Origin of the sequence: Mesorhizobium sp. Cs1299R1N1, from assembly GCF_037179655.1 — a bacterium.
Lineage (GTDB): Bacteria > Pseudomonadota > Alphaproteobacteria > Rhizobiales > Rhizobiaceae > Mesorhizobium > Mesorhizobium salmacidum.
Genome location: NZ_JAPYKR010000004.1, coordinates 1 through 21,868 on the forward strand (window position 1 = coordinate 1; position 21,868 = coordinate 21,868).

23 protein-coding genes are annotated in these 21,868 nt (G+C 62.7%); 19 read left to right on the forward strand and 4 right to left on the reverse strand.

Features of this window, described 5'->3' with window-relative positions; genetic code table 11:
* From O7A70_RS09825 to O7A70_RS09855, 7 genes are all read left to right on the forward strand, one after another.
* On the forward strand, positions 1-127 hold a 127-nt coding region (locus O7A70_RS09825), incomplete at its 5' end, for a 2-oxo acid dehydrogenase subunit E2 (RefSeq protein WP_337139036.1).
* 14 nt (positions 128-141) lie between these two features.
* A complete protein-coding gene (locus tag O7A70_RS09830) occupies positions 142-555 on the forward strand; it encodes a hypothetical protein (protein WP_337140221.1) in 414 nt (137 codons plus the stop codon).
* 4 nt (positions 556-559) lie between these two features.
* A complete protein-coding gene (locus tag O7A70_RS09835) occupies positions 560-1,195 on the forward strand; it encodes an SGNH/GDSL hydrolase family protein (RefSeq protein ID WP_337140222.1) in 636 nt (211 codons plus the stop codon).
* A gap of 16 nt (positions 1,196-1,211) precedes the next feature.
* Positions 1,212-2,675, forward strand: coding sequence for a dihydrolipoyl dehydrogenase (lpdA, locus tag O7A70_RS09840; RefSeq protein ID WP_337140223.1), 1,464 nt, complete (start codon positions 1,212-1,214; stop codon positions 2,673-2,675).
* Positions 2,676-2,774: 99 nt separating this feature from the next.
* Positions 2,775-3,032 carry a GlsB/YeaQ/YmgE family stress response membrane protein gene (locus tag O7A70_RS09845; protein ID WP_027142753.1) on the forward strand — a complete coding sequence of 86 codons (258 nt, stop codon included), beginning with the start codon at positions 2,775-2,777 and terminating at the stop codon, positions 3,030-3,032.
* Positions 3,033-3,168: 136 nt separating this feature from the next.
* Positions 3,169-4,134, forward strand: a complete 966-nt coding sequence (lipA, locus tag O7A70_RS09850; RefSeq protein ID WP_337140224.1) for a lipoyl synthase — start codon at positions 3,169-3,171, stop codon at positions 4,132-4,134.
* A gap of 114 nt (positions 4,135-4,248) precedes the next feature.
* Positions 4,249-4,707, forward strand: a complete 459-nt coding sequence (locus tag O7A70_RS09855) for a type II toxin-antitoxin system RatA family toxin (protein WP_027142751.1) — start codon at positions 4,249-4,251, stop codon at positions 4,705-4,707.
* Here O7A70_RS09855 and O7A70_RS09860 read toward each other — a convergent pair.
* Together O7A70_RS09860 and O7A70_RS09865 are read right to left on the reverse strand one after the other, a co-directional pair.
* Entirely contained in the window at positions 4,683-5,192 is a 510-nt protein-coding gene (locus tag O7A70_RS09860) for a CinA family protein (RefSeq protein WP_337140225.1), read from the reverse strand. The genes O7A70_RS09855 and O7A70_RS09860 overlap by 25 nt on opposite strands.
* Positions 5,189-6,418 (reverse strand): bifunctional 2-C-methyl-D-erythritol 4-phosphate cytidylyltransferase/2-C-methyl-D-erythritol 2,4-cyclodiphosphate synthase, encoded by a 1,230-nt coding sequence (locus tag O7A70_RS09865; protein WP_337140226.1) that lies wholly within the window; start codon positions 6,416-6,418, stop codon positions 5,189-5,191. The genes O7A70_RS09860 and O7A70_RS09865 overlap by 4 nt, the downstream gene beginning before the upstream one ends.
* A gap of 140 nt (positions 6,419-6,558) precedes the next feature.
* On the opposite strand from O7A70_RS09865, the gene dusB reads away from it, so the two are divergent.
* The 8 genes from dusB to hflX all read left to right on the forward strand — a co-directional run bounded on the left by dusB (position 6,559) and on the right by hflX (position 16,693).
* Positions 6,559-7,587 (forward strand): tRNA dihydrouridine synthase DusB, encoded by a 1,029-nt coding sequence (dusB, locus tag O7A70_RS09870; RefSeq protein WP_337140227.1) that lies wholly within the window; start codon positions 6,559-6,561, stop codon positions 7,585-7,587.
* Positions 7,584-8,726: a two-component system sensor histidine kinase NtrB gene (locus O7A70_RS09875; protein ID WP_027142747.1), complete on the forward strand. Its 1,143-nt coding sequence runs from the start codon at positions 7,584-7,586 to the stop codon at positions 8,724-8,726. The genes dusB and O7A70_RS09875 overlap by 4 nt, the downstream gene beginning before the upstream one ends.
* On the forward strand, positions 8,723-10,183 hold the full coding sequence (gene ntrC / locus O7A70_RS09880) for a nitrogen regulation protein NR(I) (RefSeq protein WP_337140228.1): 1,461 nt from the start codon (positions 8,723-8,725) through the stop codon (positions 10,181-10,183). Before O7A70_RS09875 ends, ntrC begins: the two co-directional genes overlap by 4 nt.
* A 129-nt stretch (positions 10,184-10,312) precedes the next feature.
* A complete protein-coding gene (locus O7A70_RS09885) occupies positions 10,313-12,598 on the forward strand; it encodes a sensor histidine kinase NtrY-like (RefSeq protein ID WP_337140551.1) in 2,286 nt (761 codons plus the stop codon).
* The gene (ntrX, locus tag O7A70_RS09890; RefSeq protein ID WP_027142744.1) at positions 12,588-13,949 is read left to right on the forward strand and encodes a nitrogen assimilation response regulator NtrX; all 1,362 of its coding nucleotides are present in this window, start codon (positions 12,588-12,590) and stop codon (positions 13,947-13,949) included. The genes O7A70_RS09885 and ntrX overlap by 11 nt, the downstream gene beginning before the upstream one ends.
* Positions 13,950-14,047: 98 nt before the next feature.
* Positions 14,048-14,911 (forward strand): D-amino-acid transaminase, encoded by an 864-nt coding sequence (locus tag O7A70_RS09895; protein ID WP_337140229.1) that lies wholly within the window; start codon positions 14,048-14,050, stop codon positions 14,909-14,911.
* A gap of 144 nt (positions 14,912-15,055) precedes the next feature.
* Complete coding sequence (gene hfq, locus O7A70_RS09900) at positions 15,056-15,301, forward strand: RNA chaperone Hfq (RefSeq protein ID WP_006202172.1); 246 nt, start codon at positions 15,056-15,058, stop codon at positions 15,299-15,301.
* Positions 15,302-16,693 (forward strand): GTPase HflX, encoded by a 1,392-nt coding sequence (hflX, locus tag O7A70_RS09905; protein ID WP_337140230.1) that lies wholly within the window; start codon positions 15,302-15,304, stop codon positions 16,691-16,693. It abuts the gene before it with no gap.
* Between the two features lie 62 nt (positions 16,694-16,755).
* Here the strand turns inward: hflX and mazG are convergent, their stop codons facing one another.
* Positions 16,756-17,580 (reverse strand): nucleoside triphosphate pyrophosphohydrolase, encoded by an 825-nt coding sequence (gene mazG, locus O7A70_RS09910; RefSeq protein ID WP_337140231.1) that lies wholly within the window; start codon positions 17,578-17,580, stop codon positions 16,756-16,758.
* 89 nt (positions 17,581-17,669) lie between these two features.
* Complete coding sequence (locus O7A70_RS09915) at positions 17,670-18,854, reverse strand: amino acid aminotransferase (protein ID WP_337140552.1); 1,185 nt, start codon at positions 18,852-18,854, stop codon at positions 17,670-17,672.
* 4 nt (positions 18,855-18,858) lie between these two features.
* Between O7A70_RS09915 and O7A70_RS09920 the strand changes: the two genes are divergently transcribed.
* From O7A70_RS09920 to O7A70_RS09935, 4 genes are all read left to right on the forward strand, one after another.
* Positions 18,859-19,578, forward strand: a complete 720-nt coding sequence (locus O7A70_RS09920; RefSeq protein WP_337140232.1) for a histidine phosphatase family protein — start codon at positions 18,859-18,861, stop codon at positions 19,576-19,578.
* A gap of 120 nt (positions 19,579-19,698) precedes the next feature.
* Positions 19,699-20,217, forward strand: coding sequence for a sigma-70 family RNA polymerase sigma factor (locus O7A70_RS09925; RefSeq protein ID WP_337140233.1), 519 nt, complete (start codon positions 19,699-19,701; stop codon positions 20,215-20,217).
* On the forward strand, positions 20,214-20,987 hold the full coding sequence (locus O7A70_RS09930) for an anti-sigma factor family protein (protein ID WP_337140234.1): 774 nt from the start codon (positions 20,214-20,216) through the stop codon (positions 20,985-20,987). Before O7A70_RS09925 ends, O7A70_RS09930 begins: the two co-directional genes overlap by 4 nt.
* 24 nt (positions 20,988-21,011) lie before the next feature.
* The gene (locus tag O7A70_RS09935) at positions 21,012-21,728 is read left to right on the forward strand and encodes a Bax inhibitor-1/YccA family protein (RefSeq protein ID WP_337140235.1); all 717 of its coding nucleotides are present in this window, start codon (positions 21,012-21,014) and stop codon (positions 21,726-21,728) included.
* The last annotated feature ends 140 nt before the right edge of the window (positions 21,729-21,868 follow it).

The window sequence follows — 21,868 nt, forward strand, 5'->3', positions numbered from 1 at the left end:
CAAAATAGCCACCGTGATGTCGGTGACGCTGTCGACCGACCATCGCGCCGTCGACGGCGCGCTTGGGGCGGAGTTGCTGGTCGCCTTCAAGAAGCTGATCGAAAACCCGATGGGCATGCTGGTCTAGGAAAGGAAAAGGCTGTGCGGATATTCTTCACCAGCCTTTTTGCCTTTCTCGTTTCCGGGTTGGCCGGCGGGCTGATCGCGCAATGGTTGGCCGTCGCCACCGGCGCCGAGGAAGAATACATCATCGTCTTCATGTTCTCGGTGCTGGTGACTTTTGTCGTCACCTTCGTCTTCTTCGTCGCGCAATTGACGAACGATCCGGTCGCGGCCGTGGCGATTGCGGGAAAGTGGACGCTGATTGTATTTGTGGCGCTGCTCCTCCTCTTGGTCGCGCTGATCCTCTACAGCGACAGCAGCGCCGCGGTGGTCAGGAAAGACATGCCGGTGGTTGCCGGTCTCGGTCTGCCGGGCCTGGTGACGATCATCATCCATTGGTTGTTCGTGCGCTGGCGCGTGAAGCGCGGTGTGGCCGACATAGAGGCGGGTTAAACGGATGAAGACGGTTCTTTGTTACGGCGACTCGCTGACATGGGGCTACAATGCCGAAGGTGGACGTCATGCGCTGGAGGATCGCTGGCCAAGCGTGCTGCAAGCTGGCCTCGGCGAAGGCGTTCAGGTTATCGCCGACGGCCTCAACGGCCGCACCACCGCCTTCGACGATCATCTGGCCGGAGCCGACCGCAACGGTGCGCGGCTGCTGCCGACGGTGCTGACGACGCATGCGCCGATCGACCTGATTGTCATCATGCTCGGTGCCAACGACATGAAGCCATGGATCCATGGCAACCCGGTTGCGGCCAAGCAAGGCATCCAGCGGCTGATCGACATCGTGCGTGGCCACGACTATCCGTTCGGCTGGCCGGCGCCGCAGATACTGATCGTTTCGCCACCTGTTGTAAGCCGCACCGAGAATGCCGATTTCAAGGAGATGTTTGCCGGCGGCGATGACGCCTCGGCGCAGCTCGCTGGGCAGTATTCGGCGCTTGCCGACGAAGCAGGCTGCGGCTTCTTCGATGCAGCCATCGTGGCGCAAACCACACCGCTCGACGGTGTCCACCTCGACGCCGAAAACACGCGAAACATCGGCAAGGCGCTGACTTCGGTCGTGCGCGTCATGCTGGAATTGTGATTGAAGGAGAAAAACCGTGGCTGAGAACTACGACGTCATCATCATCGGCTCCGGTCCCGGCGGCTATGTCACGGCGGTGCGTTCCGCCCAGCTCGGCTTCAAGACGGCGATCGTCGAGCGCGAGCATCTCGGCGGCATCTGCCTCAATTGGGGTTGCATTCCGACCAAGGCGCTGCTGCGCTCGGCCGAGATCATGCACTATTCGGATCACCTGAAGGACTATGGCCTGAAGCTCGACGGCAAGGTCAGCGCCGACACGGCGGCAGTGGTCGATCGGTCGCGGAAAGTGTCACTGCGGCTCAATGGCGGCGTTGCCTTCCTGATGAAGAAGAACAAGGTCGACGTTATCTGGGGTGAGGCCAAGCTATCGAGGTCTCCTTCCGGTGATAAATTGGGTGAGATCGTTGTTTCCAAGACGGCCAAGAAGCCGATGGAACCGCAGCCGCCGGTGCCGAAAGGCGTCAAGGGCGAGGGCACCTACGCCGCCAAGCACATCATCCTGGCGACCGGCGCCCGGCCGCGCGCACTGCCCGGCATCGAGCCGGACGGCAAGCTGATCTGGACCTATTTCGAAGCCATGGTGCCCAAGGAGATGCCGAAGTCGCTGCTGGTGATGGGTTCGGGCGCCATCGGCATCGAATTCGCCTCCTTCTACCGCACCATGGGCGCGGACGTGACAGTCGTCGAGCTGCTGCCGGCGGTGATGCCTGTCGAGGACGCCGAAGTCTCGAAATTCGCGCAAAAGCAGTTCGAGAAGCAAGGCATGAAGATCATCCTCGAAGCCAAGGTGACCAAGGTCGAGAAAGGGGCGAACTCGGTCACCGCGCATGTCGAGATGAAGGACGGCAAGGTCGAGAAGATATCAGCCGACCGCATGATCTCGGCCGTCGGCGTCCAGGGCAATATCGAGGGCCTCGGCCTTGAAGCACTCGGCGTGAAGACCGATCGCGGTTGCGTCGTCATCGATGGTTACGGCAAGACCAATGTGCCTGGCATTTACGCCATCGGCGATGTCGCCGGCCCGCCGATGCTTGCCCACAAGGCCGAGCACGAGGGCGTCGTGTGCGTCGAGAAGATCGCGAATTTCCCCGGTGTTCACGCCATAGACAAGCTCAAGATCCCCGGTTGCACCTACTGCAATCCGCAGGTCGCCTCGGTTGGCCTGACGGAAGCCAGGGCCAAGGCCGAAGGCAAGGACATCCGCGTCGGCCGCTTCCAGTTCGCCGCCAACGGCAAGGCGATCGCGCTTGGCGAAGACCAGGGCTTCATCAAGACCATCTTCGACAAGAAGACCGGTCAGCTGCTTGGCGCGCATATGGTCGGCGCCGAAGTCACCGAATTGATCCAGGGCTTTGTCGTGGCGATGAACCTCGAAACGACCGAGGAAGAGCTGATGCACACGATCTTCCCGCATCCGACGCTGTCGGAGATGATGAAGGAAAGCGTGCTCGACGCCTATGGCCGCGCCTTGAACGCATGATAGATTCGCCGCAGGAGACTCAGCTTCGAAAGCCGCAGGGTCGCGACGGCGGGGCAGTTCGTTTCCGGATGCATTTTTACTCGCGCAAGGAGAAGGCATATGCACTTGAACGGCGTGGGCTGGATCGCAGCCATCATCATCGGAGGCCTGGCAGGCTGGTTGGCCGAAATGGTCATGAAGAGCAACACCGGCATATTCATGAATATTATCATGGGCATCGTTGGCGCTGTAGTGCTGAACGCCATCCTGCAGGCGCTCAACATCGGCGTGTTCGGCGTCGGCTGGACCGCCTATCTGATCACCGGCTTTATCGGTGCCTGCCTGCTGATCTGGGTCGGTCGTCTGGTGCGCCGTTAATCGATATCGCTCAGGCTATGCGAAAACGGTTGTGGCGGCATGCGCCGCTGCAGCCTTTTTCTTTGTGTTGAAAAGTCCTAGATGACGTGAAAGTGACGATCGCCGACGGGCGGTCGCGAGAAAAGCCAGGGTTCAGATGGTCACTGTCCTCGACACGATCGCCAACGCGCCGCGGCTGCGGCACCCCGAGAAAGCGCACAAGCCCGACCAGGAGGTGTTGCGCAAGCCGGACTGGATCCGCGTCAAGGCGCCGGTCTCGAAAGGTTATGCCGAGACACGCGATATCGTGAAATCGCACAAGCTGGTGACCGTGTGCGAAGAGGCCGGTTGCCCGAATATCGGTGAGTGCTGGGAAAAGAAGCACGCCACCTTCATGATCATGGGCGAGATCTGCACACGCGCCTGCGCCTTCTGCAATGTCGCCACCGGGATCCCGACCGCGCTCGATCCCGACGAGCCGGCCCGGGTCGCGCATGCAGTCAAGCAGATGGGCCTTACCCATGTCGTCATCACCTCGGTCGACCGCGACGATCTCGCCGATGGCGGTGCGCAGCATTTCGCCGATGTCATCCGTGAGATTCGGGCGGCAACGCCTCTGACGACGATCGAAATCCTGACGCCGGATTTCCTGCGCAAGGACGGGGCGCTGGAGATCGTCGTGGCGGCCAGGCCCGACGTCTTCAACCACAATCTCGAAACCGTGCCGTCGAATTATCTGAAGGTCCGGCCGGGTGCCCGCTATTTCCACTCGATCCGGCTGCTGCAGCGGGTCAAGGAACTCGATCCGTCGATTTTCACCAAGTCCGGCATCATGGTGGGTCTGGGCGAGGAGCGGAACGAAATCCTGCAGTTGATGGACGATCTGCGCTCGGCCAATGTCGACTTCATGACCATCGGCCAATACCTGCAGCCGTCGAAAAAGCACCATCCGGTGATCCGCTTCGTCACGCCCGAGGAATTCAAGTCCTTCGAGACGATCGGCAAGTCCAAGGGTTTCCTGCTGGTGGCATCGAGCCCGCTGACGCGCTCGTCGCATCACGCCGGCGACGATTTCGCCCGGCTGCGCGCGGCGCGCGAAGCGCTACTCATGAAAGCGCCCTAATGCATGTCGCCCAAAAGTGGCCTCAGTTTTGGGAGAACGACGTGCATAAAGACGAAGACTCTGAAGCGCGTCGCATGACTCCGTTTCGACGCGACGCGCTTTAGGGCCGGGTTCATGCCGAAATTCGAAGCCAACCGCCGCGTCGCCCACACGCCTGAGCAGATGTTCGCGCTGGTCGCCGACATCGAGACGTACCCGCAATTCCTACCGCTTTGCGAAGCGCTGACGGTCCGCTCGCGCAAGGAGCGTGACGGACGCACCATCCTCGTGGCCGATATGAGCATCGGCTACAAGGCGATCCGGGAGACCTTCACGACGCAGGTGCTGCTCAAGCCCGAAGAGAACGCAATCGATGTGAAATACATTGACGGCCCGTTCAAATATCTGAGCAATGTCTGGCGTTTCGAGCCGGACGGTGCTGGCTGTACCGTGCGCTTCTTCATCGACTATGAATTCAAGAGTCGCATCCTGGGTGCGCTGATGGGCACGATGTTCGACCGCGCCTTCCGCATGTTCGCCGAAGCTTTCGAAAAACGCGCCGACGTCATCTACGGCAAGACACCGGCGGCCTGACTCTCGCCAAGCGCCTGCAAGCCGAGCTTGAGTGCATGGTTGACCGTTTCCCGGCGGATGAAGTCACGGCCATTGTCGGCAAACAGCTTGCGTTCAGCCGTCACGGGCTGGCCGTTCACCGCAACGCCGAACCAGACCAGCCCGACCGGCTTTTCCCTGGAACCGCCACCCGGACCGGCAATGCCGGTGACGGCCAGGGTCAGCCCGGCGCGTGAACGGGCGAGCGCGCCGGCTGCCATTTCGATCGCTGTCTCGCGAGAAACCGCGCCATGCGCGTCAAGCGTGGCGGCGCGCACGCCGAGCATGTCCATCTTGGCTTCATTGGAATAGGTGATGAAGCCGCGATCAACCACGGCCGAAGAGCCGGCAATGTCGGTCAGCGCGGCAATGATCATGCCGCCGGTGCAGCTTTCCGCGGTCGCCAGCATGAGGCTGCGCTCCCGGCAGGCCTTAAACAGGGCGATCGCCAGATCGCTGTTGGTCATTCCGGAACCTCGCCGGGAAACACCACGCTGGCGGTTGCGATCGCCGCGATGCCTTCTTCGCGGCCGACGAAGCCGAGCTTCTCGTTGGTTGTCGCCTTGATCGAGATGCGGTCGGCGGAAATGCCCAGCATCTGGGAAAGGACCGCCGTCATCGCCTCGCGGTGCGGGCCGACACGCGGTGCCTCGCAGATCAGCGTGATGTCGGCATTGGCGATGCGCCCGCCGCGCTCCCGCACCAGTCTTGCCGCATGTTCGACGAATATCCGCGACGAAGCACCTTTCCACTGCGGATCGGACGGCGGGAAGTGCGTGCCGATGTCGCCGGCCCCGCAAGTCGCCAGCAGCGCGTCGGTCAGGGCATGCAGGCCGACATCGGCGTCGGAATGGCCCGACAATTTTCTGTCGTGCGGAATGGCGACGCCGCAGAGCGTGACATGGTTGCCGGGCTCGAAGGCATGGACGTCATAGCCATTGCCGGTGCGGATGTCGGGAAAGTGTGCCCGCTCGCTGGAAAGTCGCTGGTGCGCCATGGCGATGTCCCGTGCCCATGTGAGTTTGACATTGTCCGGCGAGCCGGGAACGAGCTTCACCGGCATTTGCATCCATTCAGCGATCGACGCGTCGTCGGTAAAGTCGGTTTTGCCTCTGTTATAGGCTTCCTCATGCATCGTCATGATCGCGAGGAAGGGAAAGCCTTGCGGCGTTTGCGCCGCGTGCAGCCCGCTCCTGGGGACTGTTTCGCCGACCATGCCGCTGGCCGATTCGCGTTTCAGCGTGTCGGCAACGGGCAAGGCGGGAAGCGCGCCTTCGCCCTCGCCGATGGCCGCGATGGTGCGGTCGATCAGATCCATGTCGACAAAGGGGCGCGCGGCGTCGTGGATGAGGACCTTGTCCGGCGCGTAGCTTCTTAGCGCGTGCAGCCCGAGCCGAACCGAATCCTGTCTGGTCGCGCCTCCGGCGATTGCCGTCACCCGATCGGCATCGGTGCCGACCGCTTGCCGAAAAAGCTCCTGGTCCTCGGCATGAATGGCCACGACGATCCGGCCGATAAGCGGGTGCGCCAGAAAAATATCGATGACACGAGCGATGACGGCACGTCCGCCAATTCGTTGATATTGCTTCGGACCGTCAGTCTGTCCGGCACGCGCGCCGCGACCGGCCGCGACGATAACCACCGCGACTTTGCCACCCGGATCCGGAGCCTGATTTTCAGTTGCGCCAGTCATTCAGTCTGGTCCTAGTCGCGGCTAAGGCCGAAGGCCAGCATTTTCCCAATTGCGCCTTAATGTGGCGTCATTCCGCGTTGCACATTTCTCTCGATCTGGCTAGAGAATGTGCAAAGAATGGACATGCTTGGTTTTTGTGCATGGTTAACTTGATCAGATTGGCCGCGCCTCTCGACGTCGGCGGCGTGAGAATCCGCAACCGCGTCTTCCTCGCGCCGATGTCCGGGATTACGGACGAGGCGTTCAGACAGCGCGCCCATGCGCATGGCGCCGGCCTGGTCGTGTCCGAAATGGTGGCCAGCAGCGAACTCGCCAAGGGCAGGGCCGGCTGCGACCTGCGCATACGTCATTCCGGCCTGCCCGTCCATATGGTGCAGCTTGCCGGCCGCGAAGCCATGCATATGGCTGAAGGCGCGCGGATCGCCGCCGGCGAGGGTGCCGACATCATCGACATCAATATGGGCTGTCCGGCTAAGAAGGTCACCGGTGGCTATGCCGGCTCGGCATTGATGCTGGACCTCGACCACGCGCTCTCGCTGATCGAGGCCGTGGTCGCCGCCGTCAAGGTGCCGGTGACGGTCAAGATGCGACTGGGTTGGGACGACGCCGCACTTAACGCTCCCGTCCTGGCCCGCCGTGCCGAGCAGGCGGGCGTCAGGATGATCACGGTTCACGGTCGTACACGCTGCCAGTTCTACCAGGGCAAGGCGGATTGGCGCGCCATCGCTCGCGTCAAGGAGGCCGTTTCCATCCCGGTCGTCGCCAATGGCGATGTCTGCTCCCAGGCTGAAGCCTCGGTCATTCTCGAACAGTCCGGCGCCGATGCAGTGATGGTCGGCCGCGCCCATTATGGCGCGCCGTGGGTCGCCGGCAGCATCGCTGCGGCTGCCGGCGGGACATTTTCATCCGGCATTCCCGAGACCCCGCAAGGGCTCGCCGACTATGTCGTCGCCCATTACGAGGACATGCTGGCGCTTTACGGCATCGAGAGCGGCCTGCGGCAGGCGCGCAAGCATCTGGGCTGGTATCTCGATCGACATGCCGGCGGTGTCGCTGGCGAGAGTAGAAAAGCGATAATGACCGCACTCGAGCCGGCTCGCGTCATTGCCTTGCTGCGCGATGTGTTTTCGCGCGATCCGCAAACCTTGAACCTGCGGAGCGCCGCATGACCGCCACCGCTGGCCAGGGCACCGAAATGGCCGATGCCGCCCAGATCGTGCTGAACACGATCCGCCGCCCGGTGATCATGCTCAGCGAGGAAGGCTTCATCACCTTCGCCAACGCCGATGCCGAGGATTTCTTTCGCTCCAGCGCGACCATGCTGGCGCGCAACACCCTGTCCAAGCTCATACCCTTCGGCAGCCCGTTGCTGACGCTGGTCGACCAGGTGCGCGAGCGCCGCGCGCCCGTCAACGAGTATCGGGTCGACGTCTCGTCACCGCGCCTCGGCATCGAAAAGGTCGTCGATCTCTATGTCGCGCCGGTGCCGGAATTTCCGGGCTCCGTCGTCGTCATGTTCCAGGAGCGGTCGATGGCCGACAAGATCGACCGGCAAATGACGCATCGCGGCGCCGCGCGCTCGGTGACCGGCCTGGCGGCAATGCTGGCGCATGAGATCAAGAACCCGCTCTCCGGTATCAGGGGTGCTGCCCAGCTGCTCGAACTGTCCGCATCCGATGAGGATCGCGCGCTGACGCGGCTGATCACCGACGAGACGGACCGCATCGTGTCGCTGGTCGACCGTATGGAGGTGTTTTCCGACGAGCGGCCGATCGATCGCTATCCCGTTAACATCCACGTCGTGCTCGATCACGTGAAAGCGATCGCAAAGAACGGTTTCGCGAAGAAAATCAAGATATTAGAGGATTACGATCCTTCATTGCCTCCGGTATTCGCCAACCGCGACCAGCTGATCCAGGTGTTCCTCAACCTGATCAAGAACGCCGCCGAGGCAATCGGCAGCGATCCGCAGGGCGAAATCGTGCTGTCCACCGCCTTCCGGCCCGGTATTCGGGTTTCGGTCCCGGGCACGCAGGACCGCGTATCGCTGCCGCTGGAGTTCTGCGTGCGCGACAATGGTTCCGGCGTCTCGGAAGATATCCTGCCGATCCTGTTCGATCCCTTCATCACCACCAAGCCGAATGGCTCGGGGCTGGGGCTGGCGCTGGTGGCCAAGATCGTCGGCGAACATGGCGGCATCATCGAATGCGATTCGACGCCGCGCGCGACAACGTTCCGGGTCCTGATGCCGGCCTGGAAGGAAACGGCGCTGGGCGCTGATCAAGACGGCGAAGGAGACCGCAAATGACGGTTCGCGGCAATATTCTCGTCGCCGACGACGATGCGGCCATCCGCACCGTGCTCAATCAGGCCCTGTCGCGGGTCGGTCACGAGGTGCGCGTCACCTCCAACGCCTCGACCCTGTGGCGTTGGGTGGCGGCGGGCGAGGGTGACCTCGTCATCACCGACGTCGTGATGCCGGACGAGAACGCTTTCGACATGCTGCCGCGCATCAAGAAGGCGCGGCCGGAACTGCCCGTCATCGTCATGAGCGCCCAGAACACCTTCATGACGGCGATCCGCGCTTCCGAGACGGGCGCCTACGAATATCTGCCGAAGCCTTTCGACCTGACCGAACTCCTCAACATCGTCAATCGCGCGCTATCCGAGCCCCGGCGGCTGAAGATCGATGCCCGGCAAGAAGAGCAGCCCGAGACGATGCCGCTGGTCGGCCGTTCGGCCGCCATGCAGGACATCTACCGCATGCTGGCGCGCATGATGCAGACCGACCTGACGGTCATGATCTCGGGCGAATCGGGCACCGGCAAGGAACTGGTGGCGCGCGCGCTGCATGAGTATGGACGCCGCCGTGGCGGTCCATTCGTTGCCATCAACATGGCGGCGATCCCGCGCGACCTGATCGAATCGGAATTGTTCGGCCACGAGAAGGGCGCGTTCACCGGAGCGCAGAACCGCTCGACTGGCCGCTTCGAGCAGGCAGAGGGCGGCACGCTGTTCCTCGACGAGATCGGCGACATGCCGATGGAGGCGCAGACGCGCCTGCTGCGCGTCCTGCAGCAGGGCGAGTACACGACGGTCGGCGGCCGCACGCCGATCAAGACCGATGTGCGCATCGTCGCTGCCACCAACAAGGACCTGCGCACGCTGATCAACCAAGGCCTCTTCCGCGAAGACCTTTTCTATCGCCTCAACGTCGTGCCGCTCAGGTTGCCGGCGCTGCGCGAGCGCTCCGAGGATGTGCCCGATCTGGTGCGCCATTTCTTCAAGCTTGGCGAAATGGAGGGGCTGCAGACCAAGCGAATCTCTTCCGGCGGAATCGAACTGATGAAGCGCTATCCATGGCCAGGCAATGTGCGCGAGCTGGAAAATCTCGTTCGCAGGCTCGCCGCGCTTTATTCGCAGGACGAGATTTCCGCCGAGATCATCGAGGCGGAGCTCAAGACAGGTGAGCGCCCGGTGGTACCAGGCGCCGGCAACCTCATTCCCGACGATCTTTCCATTGGCCAGGCAGTGGAGCACTTCCTGCAGCGCTATTTCGCCTCCTTCGTAGGCGAATTGCCGCCCGCCGGTCTCTACGAGCGCATTCTGTCCGAAGTCGAATATCCGTTGGTGCTGGCTTCGATGACGGCAACCCGCGGCAACCAGATCAAGGCCGCGGAGCTCTTGGGCCTCAACCGCAACACCTTGCGCAAGAAGATTCGCGAATTGGGCGTCAACGTCTACAAGTCATCCCGCCAGACCTGAGCCGGCGCCGGGCACACGATCTTTTCAGGGGACCGAACGGGGAAAGAGTCCCGTCGCCGTCACACTTGTTGCATAATCGCCACAATGCGTTGCATAGATCGGATGCAATCACTGGCTCTACACGGCGACATGGCTCCGCAGATACCTGTACCCAACCAACCGCTTTTCAGCGAACCCGGCGCGCGCGACGGACGCCGGCTGCTGGCGCTGCCCGGCGTGGTCGCGGTCGTCGGCGCCCTGATCATGGCGGCTATTTCGTTCGCTATCCTGGTCGGAGCGACGCCGATCGCGCCGGACGCCAAGGCAACCTGGGCGCTGATCGCCCTCAACGCCGCCTTCGTGCTCGTCCTGATTGCGCTGGTCGGGCGCGAGGTGCATCGCATCGTCATGGCCCGCCGCCATGGCAAGGCGGCTTCGCGCCTGCATGTGCGCATCGTTGCCATGTTCGCGCTGGTTGCCGCCATTCCCGCCATCATGGTGGCGATCATCGCCTCGATCACACTCGATATCGGCCTTGATCGCTGGTTCGAGATTCGCACCAAGACAATCGTCAATTCTTCACTATCGATCGCCGACGCCTATGTGCAGGAGAACGCGCGCAACCTGCAGGGCACGACATTGTCGATGGCCTACGATCTCGATGCCTCCCGCTCGCTTTATGGCCTCGATCGCACCGGCTTTCTCGATCTCATGAACAAGGAAGCCGTAGGCCGCTCGCTGGCGCACGCCGCGCTGATCAAGCCCGACGGCTCCTTCGTCATGAGCGCCAAGACCGATGCCGATTTCGCCATGCCGGAACCGCCGGAAGGCGCGGTTGCCACTGCCACCGACGGCAAGCCGGTGCTGATCGAGCCGCGCACGCGCAACATCATGGGCGCCATCGTCAAGTTGCGTGAGATCGAGGGCCTCTATCTCTACACCATCCGTCTGGTCGACCCAGAGGTGATCAAGGCGCGGCAGATCGTCAGGTCCAACACCGACGAGTATCGCAATCTCGAGGACAACAGGCGCACCTCGCAAGTGGCATTTGCGCTGCCCTACCTGTCGCTGACCCTGATCATTATCCTGTCGGCAATCTGGACCGGCATAGCCGTCGCCGACCGGCTGGTGCGGCCAATCCGCCAGCTGATCGGTGCCGCCGATGAAGTCGCGACCGGCAATCTCGATGTCGCGGTGCCGGTGCGGCCGTCCGATGGCGATGTCGCCTCGCTCGGCGATACCTTCAACAAGATGCTGCTGGAGCTCAAATCACAGCGCAACGAGATCCTGTCGGCGAAGGACCTGATCGACGAGAGGCGGCGTTTTTCGGAAGCCGTGCTTGCCGGTGTCACCGCCGGCGTCATCGGCGTCGACCCATACGGCATCGTTACCATCGTCAACCGATCTGCCGAATCGATGCTGGCCATTTCCGCCAGCGCGGCACTTGGGCAAAACCTTTCCGCGATCCTGCCGCATGTCGGCCGTGTCTTCGAGATCGGCCGCAAGTCCGGCAAGCCAGTCTACCGCGAGCAGGTGACTTTCTATCGCGCCGGCGCCGAACGGACCTTCAATGTGCAGGTCACCATCGAGGCCGGCGACGACGGCTCTGAGGAAAAATCCTATGTCGTGACGGTGGATGACATCACCGATCTGGTTCAGGCCCAGCGTTCATCCGCCTGGGCCGACGTGGCGCGGCGCATCGCCCACGAGATCAAGAATCCACTGACACCGATCCAGCTTTCCGCCGAGCGTATCAAGCGCCGCTATGGCAAGGTCATCACCGAAGACCGCGAAGTTTTCGACCAGTGTACCGACACCATCATCCGGCAGGTGGAGGACATCGGCCGCATGGTCGACGAGTTCTCGGCTTTCGCGCGCATGCCAAAGCCCGAGATGAAGGCCATCGACCTGCGCGAATCACTGCGCGAAGCTTCCTTCCTGGTCGAAGTCAGCCGCGCCGATATCACGTTCGAGCGGACATTCGGCAATGAGCCGCTCAAGGGCACTTTCGACAGCCGGTTGATGGCCCAGGCCTTCGGCAATGTGATCAAGAATGCGGCCGAAGCGATCGACGGACTGGAACAGAAGGACGGTTCGCACGGCATAATCCGGATTCAAGCCGGGCGTCAGAATGGCGCGATTCGCATCGACGTCATCGACAATGGCAAAGGCCTGCCGCGCGAGAATCGCCAACGGTTGCTGGAGCCTTATATGACCACACGTGAAAAAGGCACCGGTCTTGGTCTCGCTATCGTCAAGAAGATCGTGGAGGACCATGGCGGCAGGCTGGAGCTCCATGATGCACCTGCTGATTTCCACGGCGGGCGCGGCGCGATGATCAGCATCATCCTGCCGCCCGCGGCCGCCGCACTGCCGCGCGGCGAAAGCAGGGCGGACCACGAAAGAGAAACTGAAAAGGTCGATAATGGCGTCTGATATTCTCATCGTCGATGACGAGGAAGACATCCGGGAACTCGTCGCAGGCATCCTGAGCGACGAGGGTCACGAAACCCGCACGGCATTCGATGCCGACAGCGCACTGGCGGCCATCGCCGATCGAGCGCCGAGGCTGATCTTCCTGGACATCTGGCTGCAAGGCTCGCGCCTGGACGGATTGGCGTTGCTCGACGAGATCAAGACCATGCACCCGAACCTGCCCGTGGTGATGATTTCAGGCCACGGCAACATCGAAACGGCGGTTTCCGCCATCCGTCGCGGCGCCTATGACTTCATCGAGAAGCCGTTCAAGGCCGACAGGCTGATCCTCATTGCCGAACGTGCGCTCGAGACCTCGAAATTGCGCCGCGAGGTTTCCGACCTCAAGCTGCGCAGCGGCGAGACCTTCGACCTGATCGGCATGTCGTCGGCGATGAGCCAGTTGCGCCAGACCATCGAGCGCGTCGCGCCGACCAACAGCCGCGTGATGATCATTGGTCCCTCCGGTTCGGGCAAGGAACTGGCGGCCCGCGCCATCCATACGCTGTCGACCCGCAAGGGCGCGCCGTTCGTGACGCTGAGCGCCGCCAACATCACGCCCGAACGCATGGAGATCGAACTGTTCGGCACAGAATCGAACGGCGTCGAACGCAAGGTGGGAGCGCTGGAGGAAGCCCATCGCGGCATTCTTTACATCGACGAAGTGGCCGACATGCCGCGCGAGACGCAGAACAAGATTTTGCGCGTTTTGGTCGAACAGCAGTTCGAGCGGGTGGGCGGCACAAAGCGGGTCAAGGTCGATGTCCGCATCATTTCCTCGACCTCGCAGAATCTGGAGGCGATGATCGCCGACGGGCGTTTCCGCGAGGATCTTTACCACCGTCTCGCCGTGGTTCCGGTCATGGTGCCGGGGCTGGCCGAGCGGCGCGAGGACATTCCCTATCTCGTCGACAATTTCATGAAGCAGATCGCCCGCCAGGCCGGCATCAAGCCGCGGCGTATCGGCGACGACGCGCTGGCCGTGCTGCAGGCGCACAATTGGCCGGGCAACGTGCGTCAGCTGCGCAACAATGTCGAGCGGCTGATGATCCTGGCGCGCGGCGAGGATGTCGACGCGCCGATCACCGCGGATCTGCTGCCGTCCGAAATCGGCGATGTCATGCCGCGCACGCCCAACCAGTCGGACCAGCACATCATGGCGCTTCCGCTGCGCGAGGCACGCGAACAGTTCGAAAAGGACTATCTGATCGCCCAGATCAACCGGTTCGGCGGCAACATCTCGAAGACGGCCGAGTTCATCGGCATGGAGCGCTCCGCCTTGCATCGTAAGCTGAAGTCGCTGGGCGTCTGACGCGCGGCGTCCGTCAGACGCGCCTGGGCCAAGCATTTGCCGGTTACGGCGGCGGCGGAATCGCATAAGAAAGCCCGAGAATTTTCCAGGGGTCGCCAATGCCGCGCATTGCCTATGTCAACGGGCGCTACGTCGCTCATGCCGACGCGTCCGTGCATATCGAGGATCGCGGCTATCAGTTCGCCGATGGCGTCTATGAGGTCTGCGAGGTGGCGCGCGGCTTCATCGTCGACATGCCGCGCCACCTTGCCCGGCTGAACCGCTCACTGACCGAACTGTCGATCGCCTGGCCGGTGACACGCAATGTGTTGCCGCTGATCCTGCGCGAGGTGGTCAACCGCAATCATGTCGTCAACGGTCTGGTCTATGTCCAGGTGACGCGCGGTGTCGCCAGCCGCGATTTCGTTTTTCCGTCGGCGGACACGAAGCCGGCTTTGGTGGTGACCGCCAGGAAGGCGGATCCTGCCGCCGGCACGAAACGGGCTGAGACGGGTATCGCGGTCATCACCGTACCCGAGAACCGCTGGGACCGTGTCGACATCAAGAGCACCGGGCTGCTGCCCAATGTATTGGCCAAGCAGAAGGCCAAGGAGGCCGGCGCTCAGGAAGCCTGGTTCGTGGACACGGATGGCAACGTCAAGGAAGGTGGCTCGTCGAACGCCTGGATCGTTACCAGGGATGGCGTTCTGGTCACCAGGCCGGCCGAACATGGCATTCTGCGCGGAATCACGCGCACCACCATGTTCGAAGTCGCGGCGAAACTTGGCTTGAAGATCGAGGAGCGTGGATTTTCCGTTGCCGAGGCCAAGACGGCTCGCGAAGCATTCATCAGTTCGGCGACGACTATTGCCATGCCAATCGTGACCATTGACGGTGATCCCATAGCCAATGGGCACCCCGGCTCAATAACACTTTCGTTGCGGCAGGCCTTTTTTGACATTGCGGAAAAAAGTCCAGCCTGATAACCGCACAGGTGGAATGAACATCAATATATCTCGTTCTGCTTGTCGTTACTGACGGCAAGAGGGTGTTTGCGCGCTTGACATGTGCCCGTTAATTTGGCGCATTGGCTGCAAACCGAAGGGGATCGGCGAAAGACAAAAACAATGGCGGAACGATCGCAAAACCTTCAGGACCTGTTCCTGAATTCAGTTCGCAAGAGCAAGAACCCGCTCACCATCTTCCTTATCAACGGCGTGAAGCTGACCGGCGTGGTCACTTCCTTCGACAACTTCTGCGTTCTGTTGCGCCGCGACGGCCACTCCCAGCTCGTCTACAAGCACGCCATTTCCACGATCATGCCGAGCCAGCCGGTTCAGATGTTCGATGGCGAGGAAAGCCAGGGCGCCTGATTGGCACGTGAGAAGGACGCGGACGGCACGGTTCGCGGAAAACCAGCGCATCATCCCGGGACGGAAGCCAAGGGTCCGACCCGGGCCGTTGTCATTGTGCCTGTGCTTACCCGCCAGCCGCGTAATGACGATGACACGAGCCGTCCCCGGCTGACGCGCTCGGCCGAGGCGCGCCACGACGAAGCAGTCGGCCTTGCCCGAGCCATCAACCTTGATCTGATCCATACGGCGGTCGTAACCGTCAACGATCCACGTCCGGCGACGTTGCTCGGCAGCGGCAAGGTCGAGGAGTTCGGTCAAATCGTCAGGGAGGGTCACGCGGAAGTGGTCATTGTCGACCATCCGCTGACCCCGGTGCAGCAGCGCAATCTCGAGAAGGAATTCAACGCCAAGGTGCTGGATCGCACGGGGCTGATCCTGGAGATCTTCGGCGAGCGGGCGCGCACCAAGGAAGGCACGCTGCAGGTCGAGCTTGCCCATCTCAACTATCAGAAGGGCCGCCTGGTGCGCAGTTGGACCCATCTGGAGCGTCAGCGTGGTGGTGCCGGCTTCCTCGGCGGCCCCGGTGAAACGCAGATCGAATCCGATCGGCGTCAGTTGCAGGAAAAGATCATAAAGCTGAAGCACGAGCTGGAAACCGTGCGCCGCACCCGCGACCTGCATCGCGCCAAGCGCAAGAAGGTGCCGTTTCCAGTGGTGGCGATCGTCGGCTACACCAATGCCGGCAAGTCGACGTTGTTCAACAAGCTGACCGGAGCAGGGGTGCTGGCGCAGGACATGCTGTTTGCCACGCTTGATCCGACACTGCGCCGCGTGCGCCTGCCGCATGGAACGCCGATTATCCTTTCCGACACGGTGGGCTTCATCTCGGACCTGCCGACGCATCTGATCGCGGCTTTCCGGGCGACCTTGGAAGAGGTGGTCGAGGCCGATCTCGTCCTCCATCTACGCGATATTTCCGATCCCGATACGGCGGCGCAGGCCGAGGATGTCGAACGCATCCTCGCCGATCTCGGCGTCGACGCCAGCGACACCAAGCGCGTGATCGAAGTCTGGAACAAGATCGACCTGCTGGACGAAGGCAACAGGCAGCGGCTGCTCGCCGACGGCGCCAACGGCAGCAAGGAGCCGCCAATCGCAATATCGGCGGTATCAGGCGAGGGCATCGATGCGCTGAAAGCGATCATCGAAACGCGGATGGCCGGCGAGCTGCAGGATCTGACGGTGACGATCGAGCCGGCCCAGTTCGGGCTTCTCGACTGGCTCTACCGCAATGGTGATGTCGTTTCGCGAACCGACAATGACGATGGCAGCGCCACCATCTCGCTCCGGGCCACGCAAAGCGCCCGTGAAGAGATCGAAAGCCGGTTGCGCCGCAAAAACAACGGCTAACGCACAACAATTCCAGGGAAAGTGTATCGCGGCTTTTCGTCTGGGATTGCCGAGCTATAGGCTTACTTCGCGGTTTTTGCTTCCTGCCAGAGCGCTTCCATTTCCTCCAGGGTAGCTTCCTCTAGCGAGCCGCCTGATTTTTCCAGGGCCTGCTCGACATAGTGAAAGCGCGAGCGGAATTTTTCGTTCGTTCCGCTCAGCGCCGCCTCCGAATCGAGCTTGAGGTGACGACCGAGATTGACGACGGCAAACAACATGTCGCCGAACTCGTCCTTGATCTCAGCCGTTTCGCCCTTGGCCAGAGCCTCGCGCAGCTCCCCGATCTCTTCTTCGATCTTATCCAGGATGGGAGCAGCCTCGCTCCAGTCGAAGCCGACACGGGCGGCCTTTTCCTGAAGCTTCAAGGCTCGCGTCAAGGCGGGCAGGGCGACCGGAACACTGTCCAGGAATCCCTTGCCATTGTCCTCCGGGTCGAGGCCACGCGCGAGGCGGGCTTGCCGCTTCTCGGCTTTCTCCTGCGCCTTGATCTTCTCCCACATGCCCTTGGCCATGCCGGCGCTGCGAGCCTTCTCGTCGCCAAAGACGTGAGGATGGCGGCGGATCATCTTGGTGGTGATGGCCTGGACCACGTCAGGGAACGCGAATTCACCGGCCTCCTGCGCCATCTGGGCATGGTAGACGACCTGCAGCAGGAGGTCGCCAAGCTCGTCGCGCAGGTCGTCGAGATCGCCGCGCGCGATGGCGTCCGCCACTTCATAGGCCTCTTCGATCGTATAGGGGGCGATGGTGGAGAAATTCTGCTCGATGTCCCACGGGCAGCCGGTCTTCGGCGCGCGCAACGCCGCCATGATCTCGATCAGGCGTGAAATGTCTTTCGATGGCGTCATGTAGCGGATGCTACAGCGCGAACCGCCGCGCTGCCAACGCTGTCAGCCGGAGAGGGGACCTTGTCCACAATTGCACCGCATCCGCTTCGTCAGTCGAGCACGGAAACGACCGCCTTGGCGAGGTCATCCATGCCGTCCTCGGGCAGGCCGGCCACGTTGATGCGGCTGTCGCCGACCATGTAGACGGCGTGCTCGGCGCGCAGCCGTTCGACCTGCGCTTCCGTGAGGCCAAGCCGGGAAAACATGCCGCGATGGCTGGCAATGAAGTCGAAGCGGTCGGAATTGGATTGCCGGCGCAGCGCCTCGGCGAATGCGACCCTAAGCCTCAGCATACGCAGGCGCATCTCTTCGAGCTCTGCTTCCCAGTCGGCACGCAGCGTGGCGTCTTCCAGCACGATGCGCACCGCGGCCGCGCCATGGTCCGGCGGCATCGAATACATAGCGCGCGCCGCCGACAGCATCTGGCTCATCGCGACGTCTGCCTGCGCGCCGTCCCTGGCCAGGACCATCGCCGCGCCGACACGGTCGCGGTAGACGGCGAAATTCTTCGAGCAGCTCGACGCGACGACCATTTCCGGGACTTTCGCGGCAAGCAGCCGCAAGCCGAGGGCATCGGCCTCGAGGCCCTCGCCAAAGCCCTGATAGGCGATGTCGACAAACGGCAGCAAGCCACGCTCGACGATCAGATCCGTGACGGCCTCCCACTGAACCGCATCCAGATTGGCGCCGGTCGGGTTGTGGCAGCAGCCATGCAGCAGCACCACGTCGCCGCTGTCGGCGGCCCGCAATGCCGCCAGCATGGCGTCGAAACGAACCGCACCCGAGGCCGCATCGAAATAGGGGTATTCGCGAATCCGCAGGCCGGCGGCACGCATCACCGGCATATGGTTCGGCCAGGTCGGGTCGGAGACCCAGACCGTCGCGTCCGACCGTGTGCGTTTGAGCAGTTCCGCCACCAGCCGCAGCGCGCCGGAGCCGCCGGGCGCCTGTGCCGCACGGATGCGCGACAGGTCCGCGCCCGGACCGAAGGCGAGCCTGGCCATCACAGTGTTGAAAGCGGTATCGCCGGCAAGGCCGAGATAGGTCTTGGTATCCTGTCCTTCCAGCAGCCGCTTTTCGGCCTCGCGCACGGCGCGCATGACCGGCGTCTTGCCGTCGCGATCCTTGTAGACGCCGACGCCGAGGTCGACCTTGCCAGGGCGTGGATCGGCGCGATAGAGGCCGATCAGCGCAAGAATTTTGTCGGCGGGAGCTGGCTGCAGGTCTTCGAACATCATTATGGTTCCGTTGGCGCGGCGGAGTGATACGCAAATTGGCCAGGTTTCACCAGCGGTTTCGGTGCGCCGACGCGAAAGGCGGCACCTGTTGGTGCAGCTTCCACAAACTTCAGAGAAAGCATGCTCCATGCTCGTCCGTCTGACCATGATCTGCGCCGGCGCCACGGCGGCGACCCGGAAAGGATCGTTTCCTTCGGATGAACCGCTGGAGCCACGATCGCTGACATTGGCAAAGGCGATGAGTGGGACGCTGCGTCGGGCCGACCGTGTGTGGACAGCGCCGGCGCTTCGCGCCTGTCAGACCGCGGAGGCGCTATCGCTGGAAGCGTCTGTCGATCCGATGCTGGCAGACCAGAACTACGGTCGATGGGCAGGCAAGAGCTTTGACGAGGTGCAGGCGCTACAGCCGGACGAGAGCGCCGCCTGGCGCACGGATCCGAATGCGGCCCCGCATGGTGGTGAATCGCTGGCCGACGTTGCCCAACGGGCCGCTGGATTGATGGATCGATTGATCGCCGAACGTGGTCACACGATCGCCGTGACGCATGCCAGCGTCATCCGCACAGCGATCCTGCATGTTCTCAGCGCGCCACTTGACGCCAGTTGGAAGATCGACGTCGAGCCACTGAGCATCACCGATTTTCGCAGCGATGGCCGCAGGTGGACGCTGCGCGCCTGCGGCGTAACTGCTCCCAAACCGGCAAAACCACTTTTGGCCTGAGGGCGCTTACGGAAGTTGGGCAAGCCGAGGGCAGCCGCGGCGATACCCTCCAGCAAAGAAAAGTGGCGCCCCCGGGATTAAAACCCCCACATGCTCCGTAAACAGGACATGAAACCGTCGATGCCACGCTTTGACATCATAGGACAGCTCGGGTCGCTGCGGCGCTACGCGCGCTCGTTGACGCGCGACGGCGTCGAGGCCGAGGATCTCGTGCATGACGCGCTGGTGCGCGCCTATGAGCGGCGCGGCACCTTCCGCTCCAGCGGCAACCTGCGGGCATGGCTGCTGTCGATCGTCCACAACACCTTCATCGACCGCATGCGTTCGCGCCGCTCGGAAGCGGCACGTCTCGAACAAGCCGCATATCTGGCCGACGGCAGCACGCCGGCGCCGCAGGAACACTCCGTGCGCCTGGCGCAGGTGCGCGAAGCCTTTTTCAGCCTGCCGGAAGAGCAGCGCTCGGCGCTGCATCTGGTCGCCATCGAGGGGCTCTCCTACCAGCAGGCCGCCGACGCCAGTGGCGTGCCGCTGGGCACGCTAATGTCGCGTATCGGCCGGGCGCGCGCGGCCTTGCGCCAGATGGAAGAAGCGCCAGCGCGGGGCAAAAATCATCTCAGGATCGTTGGAGGTGACTCATGACCGCTCTTGTCGACCCGGTTACGGACGCCGATCTCGACGCCTATGTCGACGACCAGCTTGATGTCGCCCGCCGCATCGAGGTCGAGGCTTTCCTGTCCGCGCGTCCGGAGGCGGCCGCGCGCGTGATGTCTGATCTGCGCACCCGCGACGAACTGCGCGTGGCGCTGGCCGGCTCCGAGGGCATGGCGCGGCCGGCGACGGCCGATGCGGCGCGGCGGCTGGAGAGGGGACTTGGCCGGGGCCGTATCTTCGGCGTGCTGCAACGCGCCGCGGCGGTCGCCGCCTTCGTTGCCGCCGGCTGGCTGGCCAACGGTATCGTCGGGCCGATGTCGGTGACAAAGGTCGTCGCTTCGCCGCAGCCGCCCGCCTATGTCGACGAGGCTGTCCAGGCACACAGGACGACGTTGCTGCGCGAAAACATGCCCTCGCAGACCGAGGCGCCCAATTACAACGCTGGCGAGATCCGCGCCGCCACTGCCATCGTCATGCCGTCGCTGCCGCAGGACTGGAAGGTCCGCGACGTGCAGATCTATCCGTCGCGCTTCGGCCCGAGCGTCGAGATCGCGGTTGAAACGAAGGAGATGGGCCTGGTGTCGCTGTTCGCGATCCGGCCAGGCACTTTCGATGTGGTCAAACCGACCGTCGCGCCCTCCGGCGATATCTCCTCGGCTTATTTCCAGATCGGCGATGTCGCCTACGCGGTTGTCGCGAAGAGCGGGGTTCATGATCTCGACCGCACCGCCGAAACGCTCGCCAGAACGCTTTACTGACCCATCCACAAAGGAGACCTCAAAATGAATACGCCCAATCTTGGATACCGCGTGGGCACGGGCGCCCGGGCCGGAGCCGTCTATGACGAGGGCCTGCGCCAGCACATGCTGCGCGTCTACAATTATATGGGCCTCGGCCTGGTGGTTACGGGCCTTATCGCCTTGCTGGTGTCGTCGACGCCGGCTCTCTATGTGCCGATCTTTTCCAGCCCGCTGAAATGGGTGGTGATGCTGGCGCCGCTCGCCTTCGTGCTCTTGTTCTCGTTCAAGATGCAGACCATGTCGGCGGCAAGCGCGCAGGCAATGTTCTGGGCCTTCTGTGCCGTCATGGGCCTGTCGCTGGCCTCGGTGTTCCTGGTCTTCACCGGAACCAGCATCGCGCGCACCTTCTTCATCGCCGCGACCATGTTCGGTGCCACCAGCCTCTATGGCTACACGACAAAGCGCGACCTGACCCAGTTCTCGTCCTTCCTGATCATGGGCCTGATCGGCGTGGTGATCGCCAGCATCGTCAACATCTTCCTCGGCTCGACCGCGCTGCAGTTCGCCATCTCGGTGATCGGCATCGCCGTGTTCATCGGCCTGACCGCCTGGGACACGCAGACGATCAAGGAGCAGTATGCGGAGAATTTCGATGCGGAGTCGCGGCAGAAGCTCGCCGTCTTCGGCGCGTTCTCGCTCTATCTGAACTTCATCAACATCTTCCAGTTGCTGCTGAATTTCACCGGCGAGCGGGAATAATCCGAACCGCAGCAGGAAACAGCTGGCATCTTGCCGTGGCCGGAGGGAAACCTCCGGCCACTTTTTCATCTGAGACCGCGCCCGGCCCGTGGCGCCATCGAAGTTCATCGCGACTGTGTGAAATGCTGCGTCCGCCGCCT